The 25,028-nt window shown below is 69.8% G+C and carries 1 protein-coding gene; it reads right to left on the bottom strand.

Annotated elements, in window-relative coordinates:
• On the bottom strand, positions 1-25,028 hold a 25,028-nt coding region (locus tag D7V97_RS13315), incomplete at its 5' end, for a non-ribosomal peptide synthetase (RefSeq protein ID WP_147444801.1).

Raw genomic sequence — 25,028 nt, 5'->3', positions numbered from 1 at the left:
TCAGCTTCCCGTGGATTCCCGTGGGTCAATGGCAGACACGCGGGCGAGGGCTTCGCGCAGACGTTCGACGAGGGGCTCAAGGTGTGGGTCCTGCATCAGCGCATGGTGGCTGCCAGGGACGTCGAGCACTTCCAGGCCGCCGCGCACCAGGCCCTCCCAGCCGCGATGGCGGGGGAGGGGGGCGACGGACTCGCTGGCGCTCAGCAGCAGGGCGGTGCCGTCATAGGGCTTGGGCACGTAGTGCTCCAGGGCGAGCAGGTTGGCCTGGAAGACGCGGAAGAGGGCGCGCAGCTGGGCGGGGCCCGAGTGGGTGTCGAGGATGCGGGCGCGGAGGCCTTCCTCCAGCAGGGCGCCGAGCATCGCGTCGTCGTCACCCTTCGCCAGTGCGTCGTCCGTCAGCGAGGGCGCCTGGCCGAAGGCGGACGCCGTGGCGTGGGCGAAGGCGATGCGGGCCCTCGCGTGGGCGGAGTACTCCGAGGAGGGCTTCGTCAGGCCGGGGACGTGCGCGTCCACGAGGGCGAGCAGGTCCACCACTTCTCCTTCTTCGCGCAGCCTGCGGGCCATTTCGTAGGCGACGACACCGCCCATGGACCAGCCTCCGAGGAGGTAGGGGCCCTGTGGCTGCACCGTGCGCAGGCCGTCGAGGTAGAGGGCCGCCATCTCCTCGATGGTTTGCGCGACGGGGCGTCCGTCGAGGCCTCGGGACTGGAGGCCGTAGACGGGCTGGGAGGGGCCGAGCCGCCGCGCCAGCTCCCCGTAGGCGAGGACGTTGCCGCCACCCGGGTGGACGAAGAAGAGGGGGCGTCGGCCTGGCTCGCCCTTCTCCAGGGGCACCAGGGGCGTCCACTCCTGGGCCTCCTCGCGCAGCACCCTGGCGAGGTGCTCGATGGTGGGCTGCTGGAAGAGGACGGAGAGGGGAAGGCTCTGGCCGAGGCGCTCGCGCACGGCGGCCACCATGCGCACGGCGAGCAGGGAGTGGCCGCCCAAGTCGAAGAAGCTGGTGCGCACGCCCACGGAGCGAAGGCCCAGGACGTCCTCCCAGATGCGGGCGAGCTGCATCTCCAGCGCGTCGCGCGGGGCGACGAAGTCCTTCGCTTCGGCTTCGCGCGAGTCCACTTCCGGCAGGGCCTTGCGGTCCACCTTGCCGTTGGCGTTGAGGGGCAGGGCCTCCAACACCCGCAACACGGAAGGCACCATGTACTCGGGCAGGTGCTGCTTGAGGTGTGCCTTGAGCTCGCCCGTGTCCAGCGAGTGTCCTTCGAGCGCGGTGATGTAGCCGACGAGGCGCTTGTCTCCGTCGCTTCCACGCGCGACGACGACGGCCTCGTTGACGCCGGGGGCACTGCGCAGGGCGGCTTCGACTTCACCCAACTCGATGCGGAAGCCGCGCACCTTCACCTGGAAGTCCACGCGGCCGAGGAAGTCGAGCGTGCCGTCCTCCAGCCAGCGCGCCTTGTCACCCGTGCGGTAGAGGCGCTCTCCGGGCGTGGTGGCGAACGGGTGGGGAATGAAGCGCTCCGCGGTGAGGTCGGGGCGGTGCAGGTAGCCCCAGGCGAGGCCCTTGCCTCCGACGTAGACCTCACCCGCGACGCCCACGGGCACCGGGCGCAGGTGCGCATCCAGCACGTAGGCGGTGGCGTTGGAGATGGGGCGGCCGATGGACACCGGGCCGTCCACTATGGTGCCTCGGTGCAGGGACAGTGTGGTGGAGAAGGTCGTGTTCTCCGTGGGCCCGTAGCCGTTGATGAGGACGGCGCCTTCGGGGAGCCGCGCCAGATGCTCGCGGACCCGGGTGGTGGGCAGCACGTCGCCACCGGCCAGGAGTTGCCGCACGTTGGCGATCGCTTCTGATTGATGCACGGCCATCTGCTCGAAGAGGGCCGCCGTCAGCCACAGCGACGTCACGCGGTGCTGGCGCAACTGCGCGGCCAACTCCTCCAGGGTGAGAGCATGCGGAGGCGCGAGGACGAGCTTCGCGCCATGCAGCAGTGCGCCCCAGATTTCGAGCGTGGAGGCGTCGAAGGCGACGGGGGCGAACTGGAGCCAGACCTCGTCCGGCCCGAAGCGCATGAAGGTGCTGCCCAGCACCAGCCGGGTAATGCCCCGGTGCGGCACGCAGACGCCCTTGGGCCGGCCGGTGCTGCCGGACGTGAACATGACGTAGGCCAGCGATTCACCGTCCACGTACACGTCAGGCGCGTGCGTGGGCAGGCCTGTGAGAACGTCCTGCTGCGCGTCCAGCCAGACGCGGGTTCCAGAGACAGGCAGCAGGTGCGCGAAGGGTTGGTGGGTGAGCACCACCTCGACATCTGCGTCCTCCAGGAGCGCGGCGGTGCGCTCCGCGGGGGCGTTGCGATCCACGGGGACGAAGGCGGCGCCGGCCTTGAGGATGGCAAGGAGCGCGACCACCAACTCGAAGGACCGCTCGACGGCGAGGCCGACGCGGGCGCCGGGAGTGATGCCGAGGGCGCGCAGGTGGTGGGCCAACTGGTTGGCGCGGGCGTCGAGCTGTGCGTACGTCAGCGTGGCTTCGCCCAGGACGAGGGCCACGGCGTCGGGAGTTTGCCGGGCCTGGTGGGCGAAGTGGACGTGGACAGGGACGTCCACGGGGCTGGCAACAGTGGTGTCGTTCCAGGTCACCAGCAGACGCTGACGCTCTTCGGAGGAGAGCAGAGGCAGCTCCGCCACGGATTGCTCGGGCTTCGCGGCCACGGCTTCCAGCAGCGTGCGCAGGTGGGTGGCCATCCGCTCCACGGTGCTCCGCTCGAACAGGGCGGTGCTGTACTCCAGCACGCCCTGCAATCCGTCCGGCGTCTCCGAGAAGAAGACGCTCAGGTCGAACTTCGACGTCGTGTGCTCGGAGGAGAGGCCCTGGAGGCGCAGGCCCGGCAGCCGTACGTCCTCGGTGGGCACGTTCTGGAGCGTCAGCAGCGTCTGGAAGAGCGGCGTGTGGCTCAAGCTGCGCGTGGGGTGCAGCACCTCCACGAGCTTCTCGAAGGGCACGTCCTGGTGCTCATACGCTTCGAGCACCGTGCCACGCACCTGCTGGAGCAGCGCACGGAAGGACTGGCCGTCTTCCACCTTCGCGCGCAGCACGAGCGTGTTGACGAAGAAGCCGATGAGGCCCTCCGTCTCCGCCCGGGTACGGCCCGCGATGGGCGAGCCGACGCTGAGGTCCTGCTGGCCTGTGTAGCGCGACAGCAGGGCCTGCCAACCCGCGAGCAGCACCATGAAGAGCGAGCCGCCTTCGCGATGACCCAGGCTCCGCAGCTTCTCACTCAACTCACGCGGAAGGGTGAAGCCGAGCGTCGCGCCCGCGGTGCTCCGGACTGCCGGACGCGGCCGGTCGGTGGGCAACTCCAGCACGGCCGGCGCGCCGGAGAGCTTTCCTTCCCAGTAGGCCACTTCGCGTTGCAGGGCTTCGCCGCTGAGCGTGCGACGCTGCCATGCGGCGTAGTCGGCGTACTGCACCGGCAACTCCGGGAGGGGAGACGGCCGCCCATCGGCGAACGCGGCGTAGAGCGCGCTCACCTCTCGCACCAGCACTCCGAGGGACCAGCCGTCGGAGATGATGTGGTGCATGTTGACGACGAGGATGTGTTCGCGCTCATCCAGCTTGAAGAGCAACGTGCGCACGAGCGGACCGGTGCGCAGGTCGAAGGGCCTGCGCATCTCCTGCTCCATGCGCGCTCGCGCTTCGGCCTCCCGTTGTGCGGCTTCCACCTCCGAGAGGTCCACGAACCCTAGGGGTAGGACGACTTCAGGATGGATGATCTGCACAGGCTCGCCGTCCACCTGCGCGAACGTGGTGCGCAGGGCATCGTGACGGCGCATGACTTCCTGGAGCGCCCTTTCCAACACGTCCGTGCGCAGGGCGCCGTCCAGCCGCACCGCCACGGGCATGTTGTAGAGGGGGCTGCCGGGTTCGAGCTGATCAATCAACCACAGGCGCTGCTGCGCGAAGGAGAGCGGCAGCGGGCCTTCATGTGAGACGCGCGTGAGGGCTGGGGCACTGGTGCCCGTGAGGCCGGCCAGGCGCCCGGCGAGGCCTTCCACCGTCGGTGACTCGAAGAGTGCGCGCAGGGGCAGCTCCACGCTCAGCTCCGCGCGCACGCGTGACACCACCTGGGTGGCGAGCAACGAGTGGCCGCCGAGCTCGAAGAAGGAGTCCCGCACGCCCACCTGCGACACCCGCAGCACCTCAGCCCAGATGGCCGCGAGCTTCGCTTCCGTCTGCGTGCGCGGTGCGAGGTAGGTGCTTCCGGCCTGGGGCGCCTCCGGCTCCGGCAATGCCTTGCGGTCGACCTTGCCGTTGGCGTTGAGCGGCAGGGCTTCCAGCACCACCACGGTGCCAGGGACCATGTACTCGGGGAGGCCCTGACGCAGCTGTGCCTTGAGTGCTTCGACTTCCACGGTGTCGCCGGCCTTCGCGACGACGTAGGCGACGAGCCGCTTGTCCGCAGCTTCGCCCTTCGCCACCACCACCGCGTCCTTGACGCCCGGGGCTTTGCGCAGCGCGGATTCGACTTCGCCCAGCTCGATGCGGAAGCCGCGGACCTTCACCTGGAAGTCCACGCGGCCGAGGTACTCCAGTCGCCCGTCCTCGCGGTAGCGGACGCGGTCGCCGGTGCGGTACATGCGGCCACCTGGAGGGCCGTAGGGCTCCGGGACGAAGCGCTCCGCGGTGAGGTCGGGCCGCAGCAGGTAGCCGCGCGCCTGGCCTTCGCCCGCGAGGTACAGCTCACCGGCCACGCCTACCGGCACGGGCTGGAGCGTGGCGTCGAGGACGTAGGCGCGCGTGTCCGGCAGGGGCCGGCCGATGAGCGGCACTTCCTCGCGCCCCACAAGTGAGCCCGTCGAGTACGTCGTGTCCTCGGACGGGCCGTAGAGGTTGTAGAGCTTCTCCACGGAGGGCAGGCCATACACCTGCTTCGCCAGCGTGTCCGGCAGCGCTTCACCCGCGAGGTTGATGACGCGCACTCCGGCTGGCACCGCACCCAGGCGCACCAGTTGGGCCATGGCGGAGGGCACGGTGTTGATGAGCGTCACCTCGGACGCAGTGGAAAGCTCCGGCAGGTGCAAGGCATTGCGTGCCACCACCACCGCGCCTCCGCTGGAGAGCGGGGCGAAGAGCTCGAACACCGAGAGGTCGAAGTTGAGGCTCGTTGCCGCGAGGACGCCCTTGAGTTCCTCGGGCGAATACGTCGCCAGGGCCCAATGGAGGAAGGCCACGGCGTTGCCCTGGGTGATGGCGACGCCCTTGGGGCGGCCGGTGCTACCCGAGGTGTAGATGAGGTAGGCGAGGTGGCCGGGGAGCACGTCCACCGCAGGGGCCGTGGTGGGCTGCTTCGCGAGTTCCGTGTCCGTGTCCAGGCACACCGGCGTGGCGGAGTGCTCCGGCAGCGAGGCGAGCAGGTGCGAGTGCGCCACCAGGGCTGGCCCTTGCGCGTCTTCCAACAGCCAGCCCAGTCGCTCGCGCGGGTAGCTGGGGTCCAATGGCACATAAGCGCCGCCGGCCTTGAGGATGCCGAGCGCCCCGATGACGAGGTCCTCGGTGCGCTCCACGCACAGGCCGACGCGGACTTCGGGGCCGACGCCCAGGCCGCGCAGCCGGTGCGCGAGCTGGTTGGCCCGTGCTTCCACCTCCCGGTACGTCAGGCGCCGCTCCGGCGTGATGACCGCCACGGCGTCAGGCGTGCGATGCACCTGGGCCTCCACCAGCGCGGCGATGCTGGGCTCGCGCTCCATCGAAGGCGTGCGCGGGTTCCATTCGACGAGGAGTTGCTGGCGTTCCGCTTCGGTGAGCAGCGGCAGGTCCGCGAGCCGGGTGTCCGGCTTCGACGCGATGGCCTCCAGGAGCACACCCAGATGGCCGGCCATGCGCTGGAGGGTCGAGGTATCGAACAGGTCCGTCGCGTACTCGAACGAGCCAATGAGCCCCGTCGGCGTCTCTCGCAGCGCCAGCGTGAGATCGAACTTGGCGAATTGCGCTTCCAATGGCAGCGACTGGAAGGACAGACCCGGCAGACGCAGCGCTTCGGAGGGCGTGTTCTGGAGGACGAACATCGCCTGGAAGAGCGGCCCTCGGCTCAGGTCGCGCGTGGGTTGCAGCGCTTCGACGAGCTTCTCGAAGGGTAGGTGCTGGTGCTCGTAGGCCGCGAGCGTGGTGCCGCGCACCTGGGCCATCAGCTCGCGGAACGTTGACTGCGGCTTCAGGTGCGTACGCAGCACCAGCGTGTTGACGAAGAAGCCGATGAGGCCTTCGGTCTCCGCCTGGGTGCGGCCCGCGATGGGAGAGCCCACGCTGATGTCGTCCTGGGCCGAGTAGCGCGACAGGAGCACCTGGAACGCGGCCAGCAGGGTCATGAAGGGCGTGCTGCCCTCGCGCTGGGCCAGGGCCTTGAGGGCCTCCGAGACCTGTGCGGAAATCTGCACGCCAAGCGTGGTGCCTCGGTGCGACTGCACGGGCGGACGCGGACGGTCGGTGGGCAGCTCCAGCGCGGCCGGTGCTCCCGTGAGCTGCCGCTTCCAGTAACCCATCTGCGCGTCCAGGGCTTCTCCCCGGAGCCACTCGCGCTGCCACGTCGCGAAGTCCGCGTACTGCACGGGCAGCGGCGGGAGGGCCGGCGTGGTGCCCGTGCTGAACGCCGCGTAGAGGGCGGCCAGTTCGCGGACGAGCACGCCCATGGACCAGCCGTCGGAGACGACGTGATGCATCGTCACGAGCAGCAGGTGGTCCTCCTCGCTCAGCCGCACCAACGTGCTGCGCAGCAGCGGACCGGTGGAGAGCTGGAAGGGACGGTGTGCTTCGTCCCCAACCCGTCGTCGGGCTTCCTCGTTCCGTTGTGCTTCGGGCAGAGACGACAGGTCGATGACGGGCAGCGTCCAGTCACCCGGGGCGTGGATGTGCTGCGTGGGTTCGCCCAGGTGTTCCTGGAAGGTGGTGCGCAGGGCCTCGTGGCGTTGGACGAGAGCCTCGAAGGCCTGGCGCAGGGCTTCCACGTCCAGGCGCCCGGTGAGCTGGAGCGCGGCGGGCAGGTTGTAGGACGCGTCCCCGGGCTGGAGCTGATCCAGCAGCCAGAGCCGCTGCTGCGCGAAGGACAGCGGGACCCTGGTACTGCGCGCCGCGACCATCTTCTTCTGAGCCGAGGCGGCGAGGGTCTGCGTGGCGTCGATGCGCTGTGCGAGGGCCGCCACGGTGGGCGCCTCGAAGAGGGCCCGCAGGGGCAGTTCGCGCTGGAAGGTGGAGCGCACCTGCGAGACGAGCTGGGTGGCCAGCAGCGAGTGGCCCCCGAGCGCGAAGAAGTCGTCGTGAATGCCGACGCGCTCGACTCGCAGCACCTGCATGAAGAGGGCTGCGAGCTGCTCCTCGGTAGGGGTGCTCGGCGCGACGTAGCGGGAGGTGAGGGCGGTCCCCTGCGGTGCGGGCAGGGCCTTGCGGTCCACCTTGCCGTTGGTGTTGAGGGGCAGGGCCTCCAACACCAGGAACGCGGAGGGCACCATGTACTCAGGCAGGTGTTGCTTGAGGTGTGCCTTGAGGGCGTCGGCTTCCAGTGCGTGGACCTCAAGGGCGGTGACGTAGGCCACGAGGCGCTTGTCGCCGGGCACGTCCTCGCGTGCCAGCACCACCGCTTCACGCACCTGCGGGTGCTGGAGCAACGTGGCTTCGATTTCGCCCAGTTCAATGCGGAAGCCGCGGACCTTCACCTGGAAGTCCACGCGGCCGAGGTACTCCAGCCGCCCGTCCTCGCGGTAGCGGACGCGGTCGCCGGTGCGGTACATGCGGCCACCCGGAGGGCCGTAGGGCTCCGGGAGGAAGCGCTCCGCGGTGAGGTCCGGCCGCAGAAGGTAGCCACGGGCCTGGCCTTCGCCCGCGAGGTACAGCTCACCGGCGACGCCCACCGGCACGGGCTGGAGCGTGGCGTCGAGGACGTAGGCGCGCGTGGCAGGCAGGGGGCGGCCGATGAGCGGCACTTCCTCGCGCCCCACCAGCGAGCCCGTCGAGTACGTCGTGTCTTCGGACGGGCCGTAGAGGTTGTAGAGCTTCCGCACCGAAGGCACGGCGTAGACCTGCTTCGCCAGCGTGTCCGGCAGGGCTTCGCCTGCGAGGTTGATGACCCGCACTCCGGCTGGCACCGCACCCAGGCGCACCAGTTGGGCCATGGCGGAGGGCACGGTGTTGATGAGCGTCACCTCCGAAGCAGTGGGCAGCTCCGGCAGGTGCAAGGCATTGCGTGCCACCACCACCGCGCCTCCGCTGGAGAGCGGGGCGAAGAGCTCGAACACCGAGAGGTCGAAGTTGAGGCTGGTCGCCGCGAGCACGCCCTTCAACTCTTCCGGCTCGTAGGTCGCCATTGCCCAGCGGAGGAAGGCCACGGCGTTGCCCTGGGTGATGGCGACACCCTTGGGACGTCCCGTGCTACCCGAGGTGTAGATGAGGTAGGCGAGGTGGCCGGGGAGCACGTCCACGGCAGGGGCGGTGGTGGGCTGCTTCGCGAGTTCCACATCCGTGTCCAGGCACACCGGCGTGGCGGAGTGCTCCGGCAACGAAGGCAGCAGGTGCGAATGCGCCACTAGGGCTGGCCCTTGCGCGTCTTCCAACAGCCAGCCCAGTCGCTCGCGCGGGTAGCTGGGGTCCAATGGCACGTAAGCGCCACCGGCCTTGAGGATGCCGAGCGCTCCGATGACGAGGTCCTCCGTGCGCTCCACGCACAGGCCCACGCGGACTTCAGGGCCGACGCCCAGACCGCGCAGCCGGTGCGCGAGCTGGTTGGCCCGTGCGTCCACCTCCCGGTACGTCAGGCGCCGCTCCGGGGTGATGACTGCCACGGCGTCAGGCGTGCGGCGCACCTGCGCCTCCACCATCGCGGCGATGCTGGATTCGCGCTCCATTGAAGGCGTGCGCGGATTCCATTCGACGAGGAGCTGACGGCGTTCCGTTTCGGTGAGCAGCGGCAGGTCCGCGAGCCGGGTGTCCGGTTTCGCCGCGATGGCCTCCACGAGCACGCCCAGGTGGCCGGCCATGCGCTGGAGGGTCGAGGCGTCGAACAGGTCCGTCGCGTACGTCAGCGAGCCGGTGAATCCCTGGGGCGAGTCCTGCAACGTGAGCGAGAGGTCGAACTTCGAGGAACTCGTGGCCACGTCAACGGGCTGGAAGGACAGGCCCGGCAGGCGCAGCGCTCCCATGGGCGAGTTCTGCAGCGAGAACATCGCCTGGAAGAGCGCGCTTCGGCTCAAGTCGCGCGTGGGTTGCACCGCTTCGACGAGCTTCTCGAAGGGCAGGTGCTGGTGCTCATAGGCCGCGAGCGTGGTGCCTCGGACCTGGGCCAACAGCTCACGGAACTTCGCCTGGGGCTTCAGGTGCGCACGCAGCACCAGCGTGTTCACGAAGAAGCCGATGAGGCCCTCCGTCTCCGCCTGGGTGCGGCCCGCGATGGGAGAGCCCACGCTGATGTCATCCTGCGCGGCGTAGCGGGACAGCAGCACCTGCCAGGCCGCGAGCAGCGTCATGAAGGGCGTGGCGCCCTCACGCTGGGAGAGGGCCTTGAGTGCCTCGGAGACAGGCAGCGAGAGCCGCACGGGCACTGTCGAACCTCGATGCGATTGCACCGGGGGGCGCGGGCGGTCGGTGGGCAGCTCCAGCGCCGCGGGCGCTCCAGAGAGCTGCTGCTTCCAGTAACCGATTTGCGCATCCAGCGCTTCGCCCTGGAGCCACTCGCGTTGCCATGTCGCGAAGTCGGCGTACTGCACGGGCAGCGGTGCGAGCGACGGCGTACGGCCCGTGCTGAACGCCGCGTAGAAGGCCGCCAGTTCGCGGACGAGGACACCCATGGACCAACCGTCGGAGACGATGTGGTGCATCGTCACCACCAGCAGGTGCTCCTCCTCGCGGATACGCACGAGCGTGGTGCGCAGGAGGGGACCCGTGGCGAGGTGGAACGGACGGCGCGCCTCCGTGGCCGCGGCGCGCTGGGCCTCCGCCTCACGCTCCGATTCGGGCAGGGACGACAGATCGATGAGGGGCACGTCCCAACCCGATGGAGCGTGGACGTGCTGCGACGGCTCCTCGTGGGCGTCGGAGAGCGTGGTGCGCAGGGACTCGTGGCGCTGGACGAGCGACTCGAAGGCGCGGCGCAGCGACTCCACGTCCACACGCCCCATCAGCCGGAGGGCCGCGGGGATGTTGTACGAGACGTCTCCGGGCTGGAGTTGATCCAACAGCCACAAGCGCTGCTGGGCGAAGGAGAGCGGAATGACGCTCCCGCGCAAGGTAGGCCGCAGCGGCAGTGCCTGGTGCGGAGTGCGCTGGGCCCCGTCGAGCCGCTTCGCGAGTGCTTCCACCGTGGGGGCCTCGAAGAGGGCTCGCAGCGGGAGCTCCACGCCGAAGGCCGTGCGCACGCGCGAGACGAGCTGGGTGGCCAGCAGCGAGTGCCCGCCGAGCGCGAAGAAGTCGTCGTGGATGCCAACGCGCTCCACGCGCAGCACGTCCGAGAAGCATGCGGCCAGCTGCTCTTCGGTCGCGGTGCGCGGGGCGACGAAGGCCGAGGCGCGCGGAGCATCTCCCGGCTCGGGCAGGGCCTTGCGGTCGACCTTGCCGTTCGCGTTGAGGGGCAGTGCCTCCAGCACCAGGAGCGCGGAGGGCACCATGTACTCGGGCAGGTGCTGCTTGAGGCCCGTCTTGAGGGCGTCGACGTCGAGAGTGTGGCCTTCGCGTGCGGTGACGTAGCCGACGAGTCGCTTGTCCCCGTCGCTTCCACGCGCGACGACGACGGCCTCGTTGACGCCGGGGGCGGCGCGCAGGGCGGCTTCGACTTCACCCAACTCGATGCGGAAGCCGCGCACCTTCACCTGGAAGTCGACGCGGCCGAGGAAGTCGAGCGTGCCGTCCTCCAGCCAGCGGGCCTTGTCGCCCGTGCGGTAGAGGCGCTCGCCGGCCGTGGTGGCGAAGGGATGGGGGACGAAGCGCTCCGCGGTGAGGTCGGGCCGGTGCAGGTAGCCCCAGGCGAGGCCTGGGCCACCGACGTAGACCTCACCCGCGACACCCACGGGCACCGGACGCAGGTGCGCATCCAGCACGTAGGCGGTGGCGTTGGAGATGGGGCGGCCGATGGACACGGGGCCATCCACCACCGTGTGGCGGTGCAGGGACAGCGTGGTGGAGAAGGTCGTGTTCTCCGTGGGGCCGTAGCCGTTGATGAGGACGGCGCCTTCCGGAAGCCGCGCCAGATGCTCGCGCACCCGGGCAGCGGGCAGGACATCACCGCCTGCGAGAAGCTGGCGCACTCCTGCCAGGGCTTCTCCCTGGTGCAGGGCCATCTGCTCGAAGAGGGCCGCCGTCAGCCACAGCGATGTCACGCGGTGGTGACGCAGCTGCACGGCCAACTCCTCCAGGGTGAGGGCATGGGGAGGCGCGAGGACGAGCTTCGCGCCGTGCAGCAGCGCGCCCCAGATTTCGAGGGTGGAGGCGTCGAACGCGACGGGGGCGAACTGGAGCCAGACCTCTTCCGGCCCGAAGTGCATGAGGGTGCTGCCGAGCACCAGGCGGGTGATGCCCCGGTGGGGCACGCAGACGCCTTTGGGCCGTCCGGTGCTGCCAGACGTGAACATGACGTAGGCCAGCGACTCGCCGTCCACGTGCACGTCAGGCGCGTGCGTGGGCAGTGAGGCGAGGACGTCCTGCTGCGCGTCCAACCAGACACGGGTGCCAGTGGCGGGCAGCAGGTGCGCGAAGGGCTGGTGCGTGAGCACCACCTCGACGTCGGCGTCTTCCAGCAGGGCGGCGATGCGCTCCACCGGGGCATTGCGGTCCACGGGGACGAAGGCGGCGCCGGCCTTGAGGATTGCGAGGAGCGCGACCACCAACTCGAAGGAGCGCTCAACGGCGAGGCCGACGCGGGCACCGGGCGCGATGCCGAGGGCGCGCAGGTAGTGGGCCAGTTGGTTGGCGCGGGCGTCCAGTTGGGCGTACGTGAGCGTGGCATCGCCGACGATGAGGGCCACGGCGTCGGGAGTTTGCTGGGCCTGGCGCGCGAAGTGGACATGAACAGGGACGTCCACGGGGCTGGCAACAGTGGTGTCGTTCCAATCCACCAGCAGGCGCTGACGCTCTTCGGGGGAGAGCAGAGGCAGCTCCGCCACGGACTGTTCGGGCTTCGCGGCGACGGCTGCCAGCAACGTGCGCAGGTGGGCGGCCATCCGCTCCACGGTGCTCTGCTCGAACAGGGCCGTGCTGTATTCGAACTCGCCCTGCAATCCGTCCGACGTCTCCGAGAAGAAGGCGCTCAGGTCGAACTTCGAGCTCGCGTGTTGGAAGGCCATGCGTTTCAGGCGCAGGCCCGGCAGCCGTACGTCTTCGGTGGGCACGTTCTGGAGTGCGAGCAGCGTCTGGAAGAGCGGCGTGTGGCTGAGGCTGCGCGTGGGGTGCAGCACCTCCACGAGCTTCTCGAAGGGCACGTCCTGGTGCTCATACGCTTCGAGCACCGTGCCGCGCACCTGCTGGAGCAGCGCGCGGAAGGACTGGCCGTCCTCCACCTTGGCGCGCAGCACGAGCGTGTTGACGAAGAAGCCGATGAGGCCCTCCGTCTCCGCACGCGTACGGCCCGCGATGGGCGAACCGACGGTGAGGTCCTGCTGACCCGTGTAGCGGGACAGCAGGGCCTGCCATCCCGCGAGCAGCACCATGAAGAGCGAGCCGCCTTCGCGATGGCCCAGGCTCCGAAGCTTCTCGCTCAGCTCGCGCGACAGGGTGAAGCCGAGCGTCGCGCCCGCGGTGCTGCGGACCGCCGGGCGCGGCCGGTCGGTGGGCAACTCCAGCACGGCCGGAGCGCCGGAGAGCTGGTGCTTCCAATAGCGAAGTTGTTCATCCAGGACTTCGCCCTGGAGCCACCGGCGCTGCCATGCGGCGTAGTCGGCGTACTGCACCGGCAACTCCGGGAGGGGAGACGGCTGGCCATTGGCGAACGCGGCGTAGAGCGCGCTCACCTCTCGCACCAGCACTCCGAGGGACCAGCCGTCGGAGATGATGTGGTGCATGTTGATGACGAGGATGTGCTCACGCTCATCCAGCTTGAAGAGCAGCGTGCGCACGAGCGGACCGGTGCGCAGGTCGAAGGGCCTGCGCAGCTCCTGTTCCAGGAGCACCTGCGCTTCGGCCTCCCGCTGTGTTTCCTCCGCGCCCGTGAAGTCCACGATCCCCAGGGGCAGGGCGACTTCCGGGTGGATGACCTGGACGGGCTCGGTGTCTACCTGCACGAACGTGGTGCGCAGGGCATCGTGACGACGCATGACTTCCTGAAGCGCCTGCTCCAGTAGGTCCGTGCGCAGGGTGCCGTCCAGCCGCACTGCCACGGGCATGTTGTAGAGGGGGCTGCCGGGTTCGAGCTGATCAATCAACCACAGGCGCTGCTGCCCGAAGGAGAGCGGCAGCGCCTCATGCGAGACCATCGTGAGGGCCGGGGCGCTGGCAACGGTGAGGCCGGCCAGTAATCGCCCGGCGAGGCCTTCCACCGTCGGTGACTCGAAGAGTGCGCGCAGGGGCAACTCCACGCTCAACTCAGCGCGCACGCGAGACACCACCTGGGTGGCGAGCAGCGAGTGGCCGCCCAGTTCGAAGAAGGAGTCCCGCACGCCCACCTGCGGCACCCGAAGCACTTCAGCCCAGATGGCCGCGAGCTTCGCCTCCGTCTCCGTGCGCGGTGCGAGGTAGGTGCTTCCGGCCTGGGGCGCCTCCGGCTCCGGCAGCGCCTTGCGGTCCACCTTGCCGTTGGCGTTGAGCGGCAGGGCTTCCAGCACCACCACGGTGCCGGGCACCATGTACTCGGGGAGGCCCTGACGCAGCTGTGCCTTGAGTGCTTCGACTTCCACGGTGTCGCCGGCCTTTGGCACGACGTAGGCGACGAGGCGCTTGTCCGCGGCTTCGCCCTTCGCCACCACCACCGCGTCCTTGACGCCCGGGGCTTTGCGCAGCGTGGATTCGACTTCGCCCAGTTCGATGCGGAAGCCGCGGACCTTCACCTGGAAGTCCACGCGGCCGAGGTACTCCAGCCGCCCGTCCTCGCGGTACCGGACGCGGTCCCCGGTGCGGTACATGCGGCTGCCTGGAGGGCCGTAGGGCTCCGGGAGGAAGCGCTCCGCGGTGAGGTCCGGCCGCAGCAGGTAGCCGCGTGCCTGGCCTTCGCCCGCGAGGTACAGCTCACCGGCGATGCCCACCGGCACGGGCTGGAGCGTGGCGTCGAGGACGTAGGCCCTGGTGTCCGGCAGGGGCCGGCCGATGAGCGGCACTTCCTCGCGCCCCACCAGCGAGCCTGTGGAATACGTCGTGTCCTCGGACGGGCCGTAGAGGTTGTAGAGCTTCCGCACCGAAGGCACGGCGTAGACCTGCTTCGCCAGCGTGTCCGGCAGGGCTTCTCCCGCGAGGTTGATGACTCGCACTCCGGCTGGCACCGCACCCAGGCGCACCAGTTGGGCCATGGCGGAGGGCACGGTGTTGATGAGCGTCACCTCCGAAGCAGTGGGCAGCTCCGGCAGATGCAAGGCATTGCGCGCCACCACCACCGCGCCTCCGCTGGAGAGCGGGGCGAAGAGCTCGAACACCGAGAGGTCGAAGTTGAGGCTCGTTGCCGCGAGGACGCCCTTGAGTTCCTCGGGCGAATACGTCGCCAGGGCCCAGTGGAGGAAGGCCACGGCGTTGCCCTGGGTGATGGCGACACCCTTGGGGCGGCCCGTGCTGCCCGAGGTGTAGATGAGGTACGCGAGGTGGCCGGGGAGCACGTCCACCGCAGGCGCCGTGGTGGGCTGCTTCGCGAGTTCTGCGTCCGTGTCCAGGCACACGGGCGTGGCGGAGTGCTCCGGGAGGGAGGCGAGCAGGTGCGAGTGCGCCACCAGTGCCGGACCCTGCGCGTCCTCCAACAGCCAGCCCAGGCGCTCGCGCGGGTAGCTGGGATCCAATGGCACGTAAGCGCCACCGGCCTTGAGGATGCCAAGGGCGCCGATGACGAGGTCCTCCGTGCGCTCCACGCACAGGCCGACGCGGACTTCGGGGCCGACGCCCAGACCGCGCAGCCGGTGCGCGAGCTGATTGGCCCGTGCGTCCACTTCCCGGTACGTCAGGCGCCGCTCCGGGGTGATGACTGCCACGGCGTCAGGCGTGCGCTGCACCTGCGCCTCCACCAGCGCGGCAATGCTGGACTCGCGCTCCGTCGGGGGCGTGCGCGGATTCCATTCGACGAGGAGCTGACGGCGTTCCGTTTCGGTGAGCAGTGGCAGGTCCGCGAGCCGGGTGTCCGGCTTCGACGCGATGGCCTCCAGAAGCACGCTCAGATGGCCTGCCATCCGCTCGATGGTCGAAGCATTGAAGAGGTCCGTCGCGTACTCGAACATGCCGACCACACCGGCAGGGGATTCCCGCAACGCCAGGGTGAGGTCGAACTTGGCGAATTGGATCTCCAGCGGCAGCGGCTGGAAGGACAGCCCCGGCACTCGCAGCGCTTCGGAGGGCGTGTTCTGCAGGCTGAACATGGCCTGGAAGAGCGGGCCACGGCTCAGGTCGCGCGTGGGCTGCAGGGCTTCGACGAGCTTCTCGAAGGGCAGGTGCTGGTGCTCGTAGGCCGCGAGCGTCGTGCCTCGCACCTGGGCCAGCAGTTCACGGAACGTCGCCTGGGGCTTCAGGTGCGCGCGCAGCACCAGCGTGTTGACGAAGAAGCCGATGAGGCCCTCCGTCTCCGCCTGGGTGCGGCCCGCGATGGGCGAGCCCACGCTGATGTCGTCCTGCGCGGCGTAGCGCGACAGGAGCACCTGGAACGCGGCCAGCAGGACCATGAAGGGCGTGGCGCCCTCTTGCTTCGCCAGGGCCTTGAGGGCCTCGGACACGTTCGCGGGGATGTGGACGTCCACCGTGGCGCCACGGTGCGACTGCGCGGGTGGACGCGGCCGGTCGGTGGGCAGCTCCAGCGCGGCGGGTGCTCCCGTGAGCTGCCGCTTCCAATAACCGATCTGTGCGTCCAGGGCTTCGCCCCGGAGCCATTCGCGCTGCCACGTCGCGAAGTCCGCGTACTGCACGGGCAAGGGCATGAGGGCCGGCGTGGCGCCCGTGCTGAAGGCCCCATCGAAGGCCGCCAGCTCGCGGACGAGCACGCCCATGGACCAGCCGTCGGAGACGACGTGGTGCATGGTCACGAGGAGCAGGTGCTCCTCCTCGCTCAGCCGCACCAGCGTGCTGCGAAGCAGGGGGCCCGCTTTCAGGTCGAAGGGGCGCTGCGCCTCCTGGTTCGCGAAGGCCCGGGCTTCGGTTTCCCGCTGGGCATCGGGCAGGGTGGAGAGGTCCACGAGCGGCAGCGTCCAACCACCTGGGGCGTGGATGATCTGCGTGGGCTGGCCCCGGTGCTCGTGGAAGGTGGTGCGCAGGGCCTCATGGCGCTGGACGAGGGCCTCGAAGGACTGGCGCAGGGCGTCCACATCCAGGCGCCCGGTGAGCTGGAGCGCGGCGGGCAGGTTGTAGGATGCGTCCCCGGGCTGGAGCTGATCCAACAGCCAGAGCCGCTGCTGAGCGAAGGACAGCGGCACCGTGGCGGCGCGGATCACGGACAGCCTTCGCGGCGCTGACGCGGCGGCCTGTGCGGAGTCGATGCGCTGCGCGAGAGCGGCCACGGTGGGCGCCTCGAAGAGGGCACGCAGGGGCAGCTCGCGCCGGAAGGTGGAACGCACGCGCGAGACGAGCTGGGTGGCCAGCAGCGAGTGGCCTCCGAGCGCGAAGAAGTCGTCGTGGATGCCGACGCGCTCCACGCGCAGCACCTGCGTGAAGAGGGCCGCGAGCTGCTCCTCGGTGGCGGTGCTCGGCGCGACGTAACGGGCCCCGAGGTCGGTACCCAGCGGTGCGGGAAGGGCCTTGCGGTCCACCTTGCCGTTGGTGTTGAGAGGCAGGGCCTCCAGCACCATGAATGCGGAGGGCACCATGTACTCGGGCAGGTGCTGCTTGAGGTGTGCCTTGAGGGTGTCCGCCTCCAGGGTGTGGCCTTCAAGAGCGGTGACGTAGGCGACGAGGCGCTTGTCCCCAGGCACGTCCTCGCGTGCCAGCACCACGGCTTCGTGTACTTCCGGGTGCTGGAGCAACGTCGCTTCGATTTCGCCCAGCTCGATGCGGAAGCCGCGCACCTTCACCTGGAAGTCCGCGCGGCCCAGGTAGTCGACCATGCCGTCAGCCCGCCACCGGGCGACGTCACCCGTGCGGTACAGCCGTGCACCCGGGGTTTCAGAGAAGGCATCCGGGATGAAGCGGTCGGCCGTCAGCTCCGGCCGGCCGAGGTAGCCGCGCGCCACGCCTTCGCCGCCGATGAAGAGCTCGCCGGAGACGCCCGTGGGCACCGGGTGGAGGTTGCGGTCCAGGACGTAGACGCGGACGTTGGGGAGCGGCCGGCCAATGGTGGGCGTGGGCGAGGCATCGAACGCGCACACGGTGGCGTCCACCGTGCACTCGGTGGGGCCGTAGACGTTGAAGACGCGCATCCGCTCATTCGCCGCGAGGTGACTCCAGGTGGCGGGGTCCACTGCTTCGCCGCCCACGAGGACGCGGCTCGGAATGGACTCGCGCGCGAGCAGGCCTTCCTCCAACAGGAGGCGCAGGTGCGCGGGCGAGCAGTCGAGGACGTCCAGTGCGTCCTGGCCGATGCGCTTCACCAACTCCCCTACGTCAGCACGCGCCTCGTCCGGGATGATGCAGAGCGTATGGCCATCCAGCACCTGGATGAGCTGCTTGACGGAGGCGTCGAAGGACAGCGGAGCGTTGACACTCACCCGCTCCGCCTTCTTGGCGTCGGCGTGGACGGTGCTCGAAAGCGCCAGGCGCAGGTTCAGCACGGAGCGGTGCTGGATCATCACGCCCTTGGGGCGGCCGGTGCTGCCGGAGGTGTAGATGATGTAGGCGAGGTGCTCCGGTGACACGTCGGTCGGGGGCGCTTCGCGGGACTCCCGCGCGAGGTCCGCCGCATCCGAATCGAGGCACAGGTCGTGCGCGGTGTGCGGCGGCAGGGTGTCGCGCAGGTGCTGCTGGGTGAGGACCACCGGCGCACCCGTATCCTGGAGGACGTGGGCGAGCCACTCGCGCGGGTAGCTCGGGTCGATGGGCACGTAGGCGCCACCGGCCTTGAGCGTGCCGAGGATGCCGACGAGGGCCTCCACGGAGCGCTCCACGCAGAGCACCACACGCACGTCCGGGCCAACGCCGAGCGCCTGGAGGCGATGGGCCAGCTGGTTGGCGCGCGCGTCGAGCTCCCGGAAGGTGAGCCGCTCATCGCGGCACACGACGGCCAGCACATCGGGCGTGAGGCGGGCCTGGGCGGCGAAGGCGTCGTGGATGCAGGTGTCGCGCGCGAAATCGGCACGTGGACCGTTCCAGTCCACGAGCAACTGCTGGCGCTCCGGAGCGGTGAGCAGCGGCAGGTTCGCGAGCGTCGTGTCCGGCTTCGCGGCGATGGCCTCCAGCAGTACGCCGAGATGGCCGGCCATGCGCTGAATCGTCGAGGCGTCGAAGAGGTCCGTGGCGTACGTCAATGAGCCGACGAAGCCTTGCGGCGACTCCTGCAACGTGAGCGTCAGGTCGAACTTCGAGGAGCGCGTGTCCACTTCAACAGGCTGGAAGGACAGGCCCGGCAGGCGCAGCGCTCCCATGGGCGTGTTCTGCAACGAGAACATCGCCTGGAAGAGCGCACTCCGGCTCAGATCGCGTGAGTGATGCACCGCTTCGACGAGCTTCTCGAAGGGCAGGTGCTGGTGCTCGTAGGCCGCGAGCGTCGTGCCGCGCACCTGGGCCAGCAGCTCGCGGAAGGTGCTCTGCGGACTCAACCGGGAGCGGAACACGAGCGTGTTGACGAAGAAGCCGATGAGGCCCTCCGTCTCCTCCTGGGTGCGGCCGGCGATGGGAGAACCGACGCTGATGTCGTCCTGGGCGGAGTAGCGCGACAGGAGCACCTGGAAGGCCGCGAGCAACGTCATGAAGGGCGTGGCGCCCTCTCGCTGGGAGAGGGCCTTGAGCGCCTCGGAGACCTTGGCGGGAACATGCACGTTCACCGTGGCGCCGCGGTGTGACTGCGCGGGCGGACGCGGCCGGTCGGTGGGCAGCTCCAGCGCGGCGGGTGCTCCCGTGAGCTGCTGCTTCCAGTAACCGAGTTGCGCGTCCAGGACCTCGCCCTGGAGCCACTCGCGCTGCCACGTCGCGAAGTCCGCGTACTGCAGCGGGAGCGGTGGGAGTGACGGCGTCCGGCCCGTGCTGAGCGCTTCGTAGAAGGCGGCCACCTCGCGGACGAGGACGCCCATGGACCAGCCGTCGGAGACGACGTGGTGCATCGTCACCAGGAGCAGGTGCTCCTCTTCGCCCAGCCGCACCAACGCGGAGCGCATCAGCGGGCCGGTGGTGAGCTGGAACGGACGGCGGGCCTCCGTGACCGCCACGCGCTGGGCCTCCTCCTCGCGCTGCGACTCGGAGAGGGTGGTCAGGTCGGTGATGGGCAGGTCCCATCCCGACGCATCGTGGATGCGCTGTGACGGCTCTTCGTCAGGGGCGGAGAGCGTGGTGCGCAGGGATTCGTGGCGTTGGACGAGCGCCTCGAAGGCACGGCGCAGCGCCTCCACGTCCACGCGGCCCATCAGCCGGAGCGCCGTGGGGATGTTGTACGAGATGTCTCCGGGCTGGAATTGATCCAGCAGCCACAGACGCTGCTGGGCGAAGGAGAGCGGGAGGGCTCCTTCGCGCGAGGTGTGCCGCAGCGCCGGTGCCTGGGGCGAAGTGCGCTGGGCCCCTTCGAGCCGCTTCGCGAGTGCCTCCACCGTGGGGGCCTCGAAGAGGGCTCGCAGCGGAAGCTCCACGCCGAAAGCAGCACGCACGCGCGAGACGAGCTGCGTGGCCAGCAGCGAATGGCCTCCGAGCGCGAAGAAGTCGTCGTGGATGCCAACGCGCTCCACGCGCAGCACCTCCGAGAAGCACGCGGCCAGCAGCTCCTCGGTGGCGGTGTGCGGGGCGACGAAGGCCGCGGCGCGCGGGGCGTCTCCCGGCTCGGGCAGGGCCTTGCGGTCCACCTTGCCGTTGGCGTTGAGGGGCAGGGCCTCCAGCACCAGCAGCACGGAGGGCACCATGTACTCGGGCAGGTGCTGCTTGAGGTGTGCCTTGAGCTCACCCGTGTCCAGCGAGCGACCTTCGAGCGCGGTGACGTAGCCGACGAGGCGCTTGTCCCCGTCGCTTCCACGCGCGACGACAACGGCTTCGTTGACGCCAGCGGCGGCGCGCAGGGAAGTTTCGATTTCACCCAGCTCGATGCGGAAGCCGCGCACCTTCACCTGGAAGTCGACGCGGCCCTGGAAGTCGAGCGTGCCGTCCTCCAACCAACGCGCCTTGTCGCCCGTGCGGTAGAGGCGCTCTCCGGGCGTGGTGGCGAAGGGGTGGGGAATGAAGCGCTCCGCGGTGAGGTCGGGGCGGTGGAGGTAGCCCCAGGCGAGGCCCTTGCCTCCGACGTAGACCTCGCCCGCGACACCCACGGGCACCGGGCGCAGGTGCGCATCCAGCACGTAGGCGGTGGCGTTGGTGATGGGGCGACCGATGGACACCGGGCCGTCCACCACCGTGTCGCGGTGCAGGGACAGCGTGGTGGAGAACGTCGTGTTCTCCGTCGGGCCATAGGCATGCACCAGCGTCGAACCCGCGGCGAGACGGGGCAGGTGCGCGCGCATGCGGGCCCAGGGCATGACCTCGCCCCCCGTGAGGACCTGCGGCACCGCCGCCAGGGCTTCTCCCTGGTGCAGGGCCATCTGCTCGAAGAGCGCGGTCGTCATCCACAACGTCGTCACGCGGTGCTGCCTCACCAGCGTGGTCAACTCTTCCAGCGAGAGGGCATGGGGCGGCGCGAGGACGAGCTTCGCGCCATGCAGCAGCGCACCCCAGATTTCGAGCGTGGACGCGTCGAAGGCAACAGGCGCGATCTGGCTCCAGACCTCGTCAGGCCCGAAGCGCATGAAGGTGCTGCCCAGCACCAGCCGGGTGATGCCCCGGTGCGGCACGCAGACGCCCTTGGGGCGGCCGGTGCTGCCCGAGGTGAACATGACGTAGGCCAGTGACTCACCGTCCACGTAGATGTCAGGCGCGTGAGTGGGGAGTGAGCCGGGGACGTCCTGGTGCGCGTCCAGCCTGACGCGGCGGCCAGTGGCTGGCAGCAGTGCGGCGAAGGGCTGGTGCGTGAGCACCAGTTTCACATCGGCGTCCTCCAGGAGCGCGGCAATGCGGTCCACGGGGGCGTTGCGGTCCACCGGGACGAAGGCGGCACCGGCCTTGAGAATGGCGAGGAGCGCCACGATCAGGTCGAAGGAGCGCTCGACGGCGAGGCCGACGCGGTCACCGGGCTTGATGCCGAGCGCGCGCAGGTAGTGGGCCAGCTGATTGGCGCGGGCCTCGAGCTGGGCGTACGTGAGCGTGGCCTCGCCTTGGACGAGGGCCACGGCGTCGGGCGTGCGGTGGGCCTGTCTCGCGAAGTGGACGTGGACGGGGACGCCGGTGGGGCTCTCCACCGCGGTGTCATTCCAGTCGACCAGCAGGCGCTGACGCTCTTCCTTCCCCAGCAGGGGCAGGTCCGCCACGGGCTGCTCGGGCTTCGCGGCCACGGCTTCCAGCAACGTGCGCAGGTGGGCGGCGATCCGCTCCACCGTGCTCGGCTTGAACAGCGCCGTGCTGTATTCCAGCCAGCCGCCGAAGCCTTGCGGCGAGTCCTGCAACGTCAGGGTGAGGTCGAACTTGGCCGACCGTGTCTCGGTCGCCACCTGCTGGAGGGAGAGGCCCGGGACGCGCAGGTCCTCGATGGGCGTGTTCTGCAGGGTGAACATCACCTGGAACAGCGGGCTGCGGCTGGGGTCCCGCACGGGCTGGAGGACTTCCACCAGCTTCTCGAACGGCAGGTGCTGGTGCTCATAGGCCGCGAGCGTGGTGCCGCGCACCTGGGCCAGCAGCTCCCGGAACGTCGCCTGGGGCTTCACGTGGGCTCGCAGCACGAGCGTGTTGACGAAGAAGCCGATGAGGCCCTCCGTCTCCGCCTGGGTGCGGCCCGCGATGGGCGAGCCCACGCTGATGTCGTCCTGCCCGGAGTAGCGCGACAGCAGCACCTGGAAGGCCGCGAGCAACAGCATGAAGGGCGTGACGCCCTCGTGGCTGGCGAGCGCCTTGAGGGACTCGGAGGTCGCTTGCGGAATCCGCAGGGAGAGGGCCGCGCCCGCGTGGGATTGGATGGGCGGACGCGGATGATCCGTCAGCAGCTCCAATGCGGACGGTGCGCCCGCGAGCTTCTCCTTCCAGTAGCCGATCTGAGCATCCAGCGTCTCACCCTGGAGCCACTGGCGCTGCCACGCCGCGAAGGCCGCGTACTGCACCGGCAGCGGCGCGAGGGCAGGCTCCTGACCCGCATGGAAGGCCGCGTACAGCGCGGTCAGCTCACGGACGAGCACGCCCATGGACCAGCCGTCGGAGACGATGTGGTGCATCGTCACCAGCAGCAGGTGCGTCTCCTCGGACAGTCGCACCAGCGAGGTGCGCAGGAGCGGGCCTGCCTCCAGGTCGAAGGGACGCTGCGCCTCCTGGTTCGCGAGGCTCCGGGCCTCGGCTTCCCGTTGGGCTTCGGGCAGGGAGGACACGTCGAGCAGGGGCAGGGTCCACGCCATGGGGGCGTGGATCCGCTGCGAGGGCTCGCCCTGATGCTGGACGAGGGTGGTGCGCAGGGTCTCGTGGCGTGCGACCAGCGCTTCGAAGGCGCGGCGCAGGGACGCCACGTCCACCCGGCCCGTCAGCCGCAGGGCCGTGGGGATGTTGTACGACACATCGCCGGGGCTGAGCTGATCCAACAGCCAGAGGCGCTGCTGCGCGAAGGACAGCGGCGTCGCGCCCTCCGTGCGGATCCGGGTGAGCGGAGGCAGGCGGAGGTTCGAGGTGTTGGACTGGAGCCGCTCTGCGAGCGCGGCGACGGTGGGCGCTTCGAAGAGGGCACGCAGCGGGAGCTCTACGCCCAATGTGCTGCGCACGCGGGAGATGAGCTGCGTGGCCAGCAGGGAGTGACCACCGAGGGCGAAGAAGTCGTCGCGGATGCTGATCTGCTCACGGCGCAGGACCGCGGCGAAGACCTTGGCGAGCTTCTCTTCGGTGGGGTTGCGAGGCGCGATGAAGTCCGAGAGGGGCGAGGCGTCGGGAGCGGGCAGCGCCTTGCGGTCCAACTTGCCGTTGGCGTTGACGGGCAGCGCTTCCAGGACGAGGAAGGCCGAGGGCACCATGTACTCGGGCAGCCGCTCCTTGAGGAACGCGCGCAGCACGGCGGTGTCGAGGGTTTCACCAGCCACGGCGACGAGGTACGCGACGAGGCGCTTGTCGCCGGGGACGTCTTCACGCGCGAGGACGACGGCCTCATGCACGGAGGCGTGCGCGAGGAGCGAGGCTTCGATTTCGCCCAGCTCGATGCGGAAGCCGCGCACCTTCACCTGGAAGTCGAGCCGCTGGAGGTAGTCCAGCTGGCCGTCCGCACGCCAGCGCACGACGTCGCCCGTGCGGTAGAGGCGGGCACCGGATGTGGAGGCGAAGGGGTGGGGGATGAAGCGCTCGGCGCTGAGGGCAGGCTGGCCGAGGTAGCCCCAGGCGAGGCCTTCGCTGGCGAGGAAGAGTTCGCCGGGAACGCCCACGGGCACCGGACGCAGGTGGGCATCGAGGACGTAGGTGCGGGTGTTGGCGATGGGCCGGCCGATGGGCGGACGGGTGCCGTCGTCCCGTGCAGTGGCGGCCACCGGGGTGAAGGTGGCGACGACGGTGCTCTCGGTGGGGCCGTAGTGGTTGAAGAGGGTGGCGGGTACGGAGGCCGGAGGGCCGTGGTGCAGGGCATCGCCGCCCGTCAGCAGGGCGCGCAAGGCCATGGGCCTGGGCCACTCTTCACGCAGCACGGCCTCGGCGAGCGGCGTCGGCATGAAGCAGGTGGTGATGGCTTCCGTGGCCAGCCAGCGCAGCAGTTGCGAGGGCTCGGCGCGCACGGCGTCCGGAGGCACGATGAGGCTCGCGCCCGAGGCGAGCGAAGGCCACACCTCCCAGGTGGAGGCATCGAAGGCCACTCCAGCAGTGAGGGCCGTCTTGTCCGAAGGCGCCAGGGCATAGGTGCGCTGGTGCCAGGTGACGAGGTTCATCAACCCCCGGTGGTGTACGGCGACGCCCTTGGGGCGCCCCGTGCTGCCCGAGGTGTAGATGACGTACGCGAGGTCCTCCGCGCCCACGGTCTGCACTGGGAGTTGCGCACGCGGAGCAATGACTTCCGCCTCCAGCGAGAAGACGCGAGCGGAGAGGGCGGGCAGCGACGCGCGCAGATGCTGCTGGGTGAGCAGTACGGCGGAAGCGCTGTCCTCCAGCATGAAGGTGAGGCGCTCGGGAGGGACACCCGGTGAGATGGGCACGTAAGCGGCGCCCACCTTGAGGGCGGCCAACAGGCCCGCCACCAACTCCGGGGAGCGCTCCGCCAGCACGGCCACGCGGTCTCCGCGTGAGACACCGGCCGCGTGAAGCTGCCCGGCGAGCTGGTGGGCCCAGGCCTCAAGGCCCGCGTAGGTGACGCTGCGCTCGCCCATGCGTACCGCGATGGCGTCGGGCGCGCGGCGGGCCTGCTCGGCGACGACATGGTGGATGCAGGTGTCGCTCGGGAATTCGACGTCCGTCGCGTTCCACTCGACGAGCAACTGCTGCTGCTCCGTAGCCGTCAGCAGGGGCAGCGAGGCGATGGAAGCATCCGGCTGCTTGGAGATGGCCTCCAGCAGGACGCCGTAGTGCCCCATCAACCGCTGGACGGTGGCGGCGTCGAAGAGGTCGCTGCTGTACTCGAGGAAGCCGGTGAGGCCCTGGGGCACCTCGAAGAGCGTCAGCGCCAGGTCGAAGCGGGCGGAGTTGCCTTCCAGCGGGACGGGCTGGAAGGAGAGGCCCGGGACGCGCAGGGCTTCAGCGGGCGCGTTCTGCAGGACGAACATCACCTGGAAGAGGGGGCTGC

Source organism: Corallococcus sp. CA053C (genome assembly GCF_003611675.1).
Lineage (GTDB): Bacteria > Myxococcota > Myxococcia > Myxococcales > Myxococcaceae > Corallococcus.
This window is presented reverse-complemented; position numbering and strand designations above follow the sequence as displayed.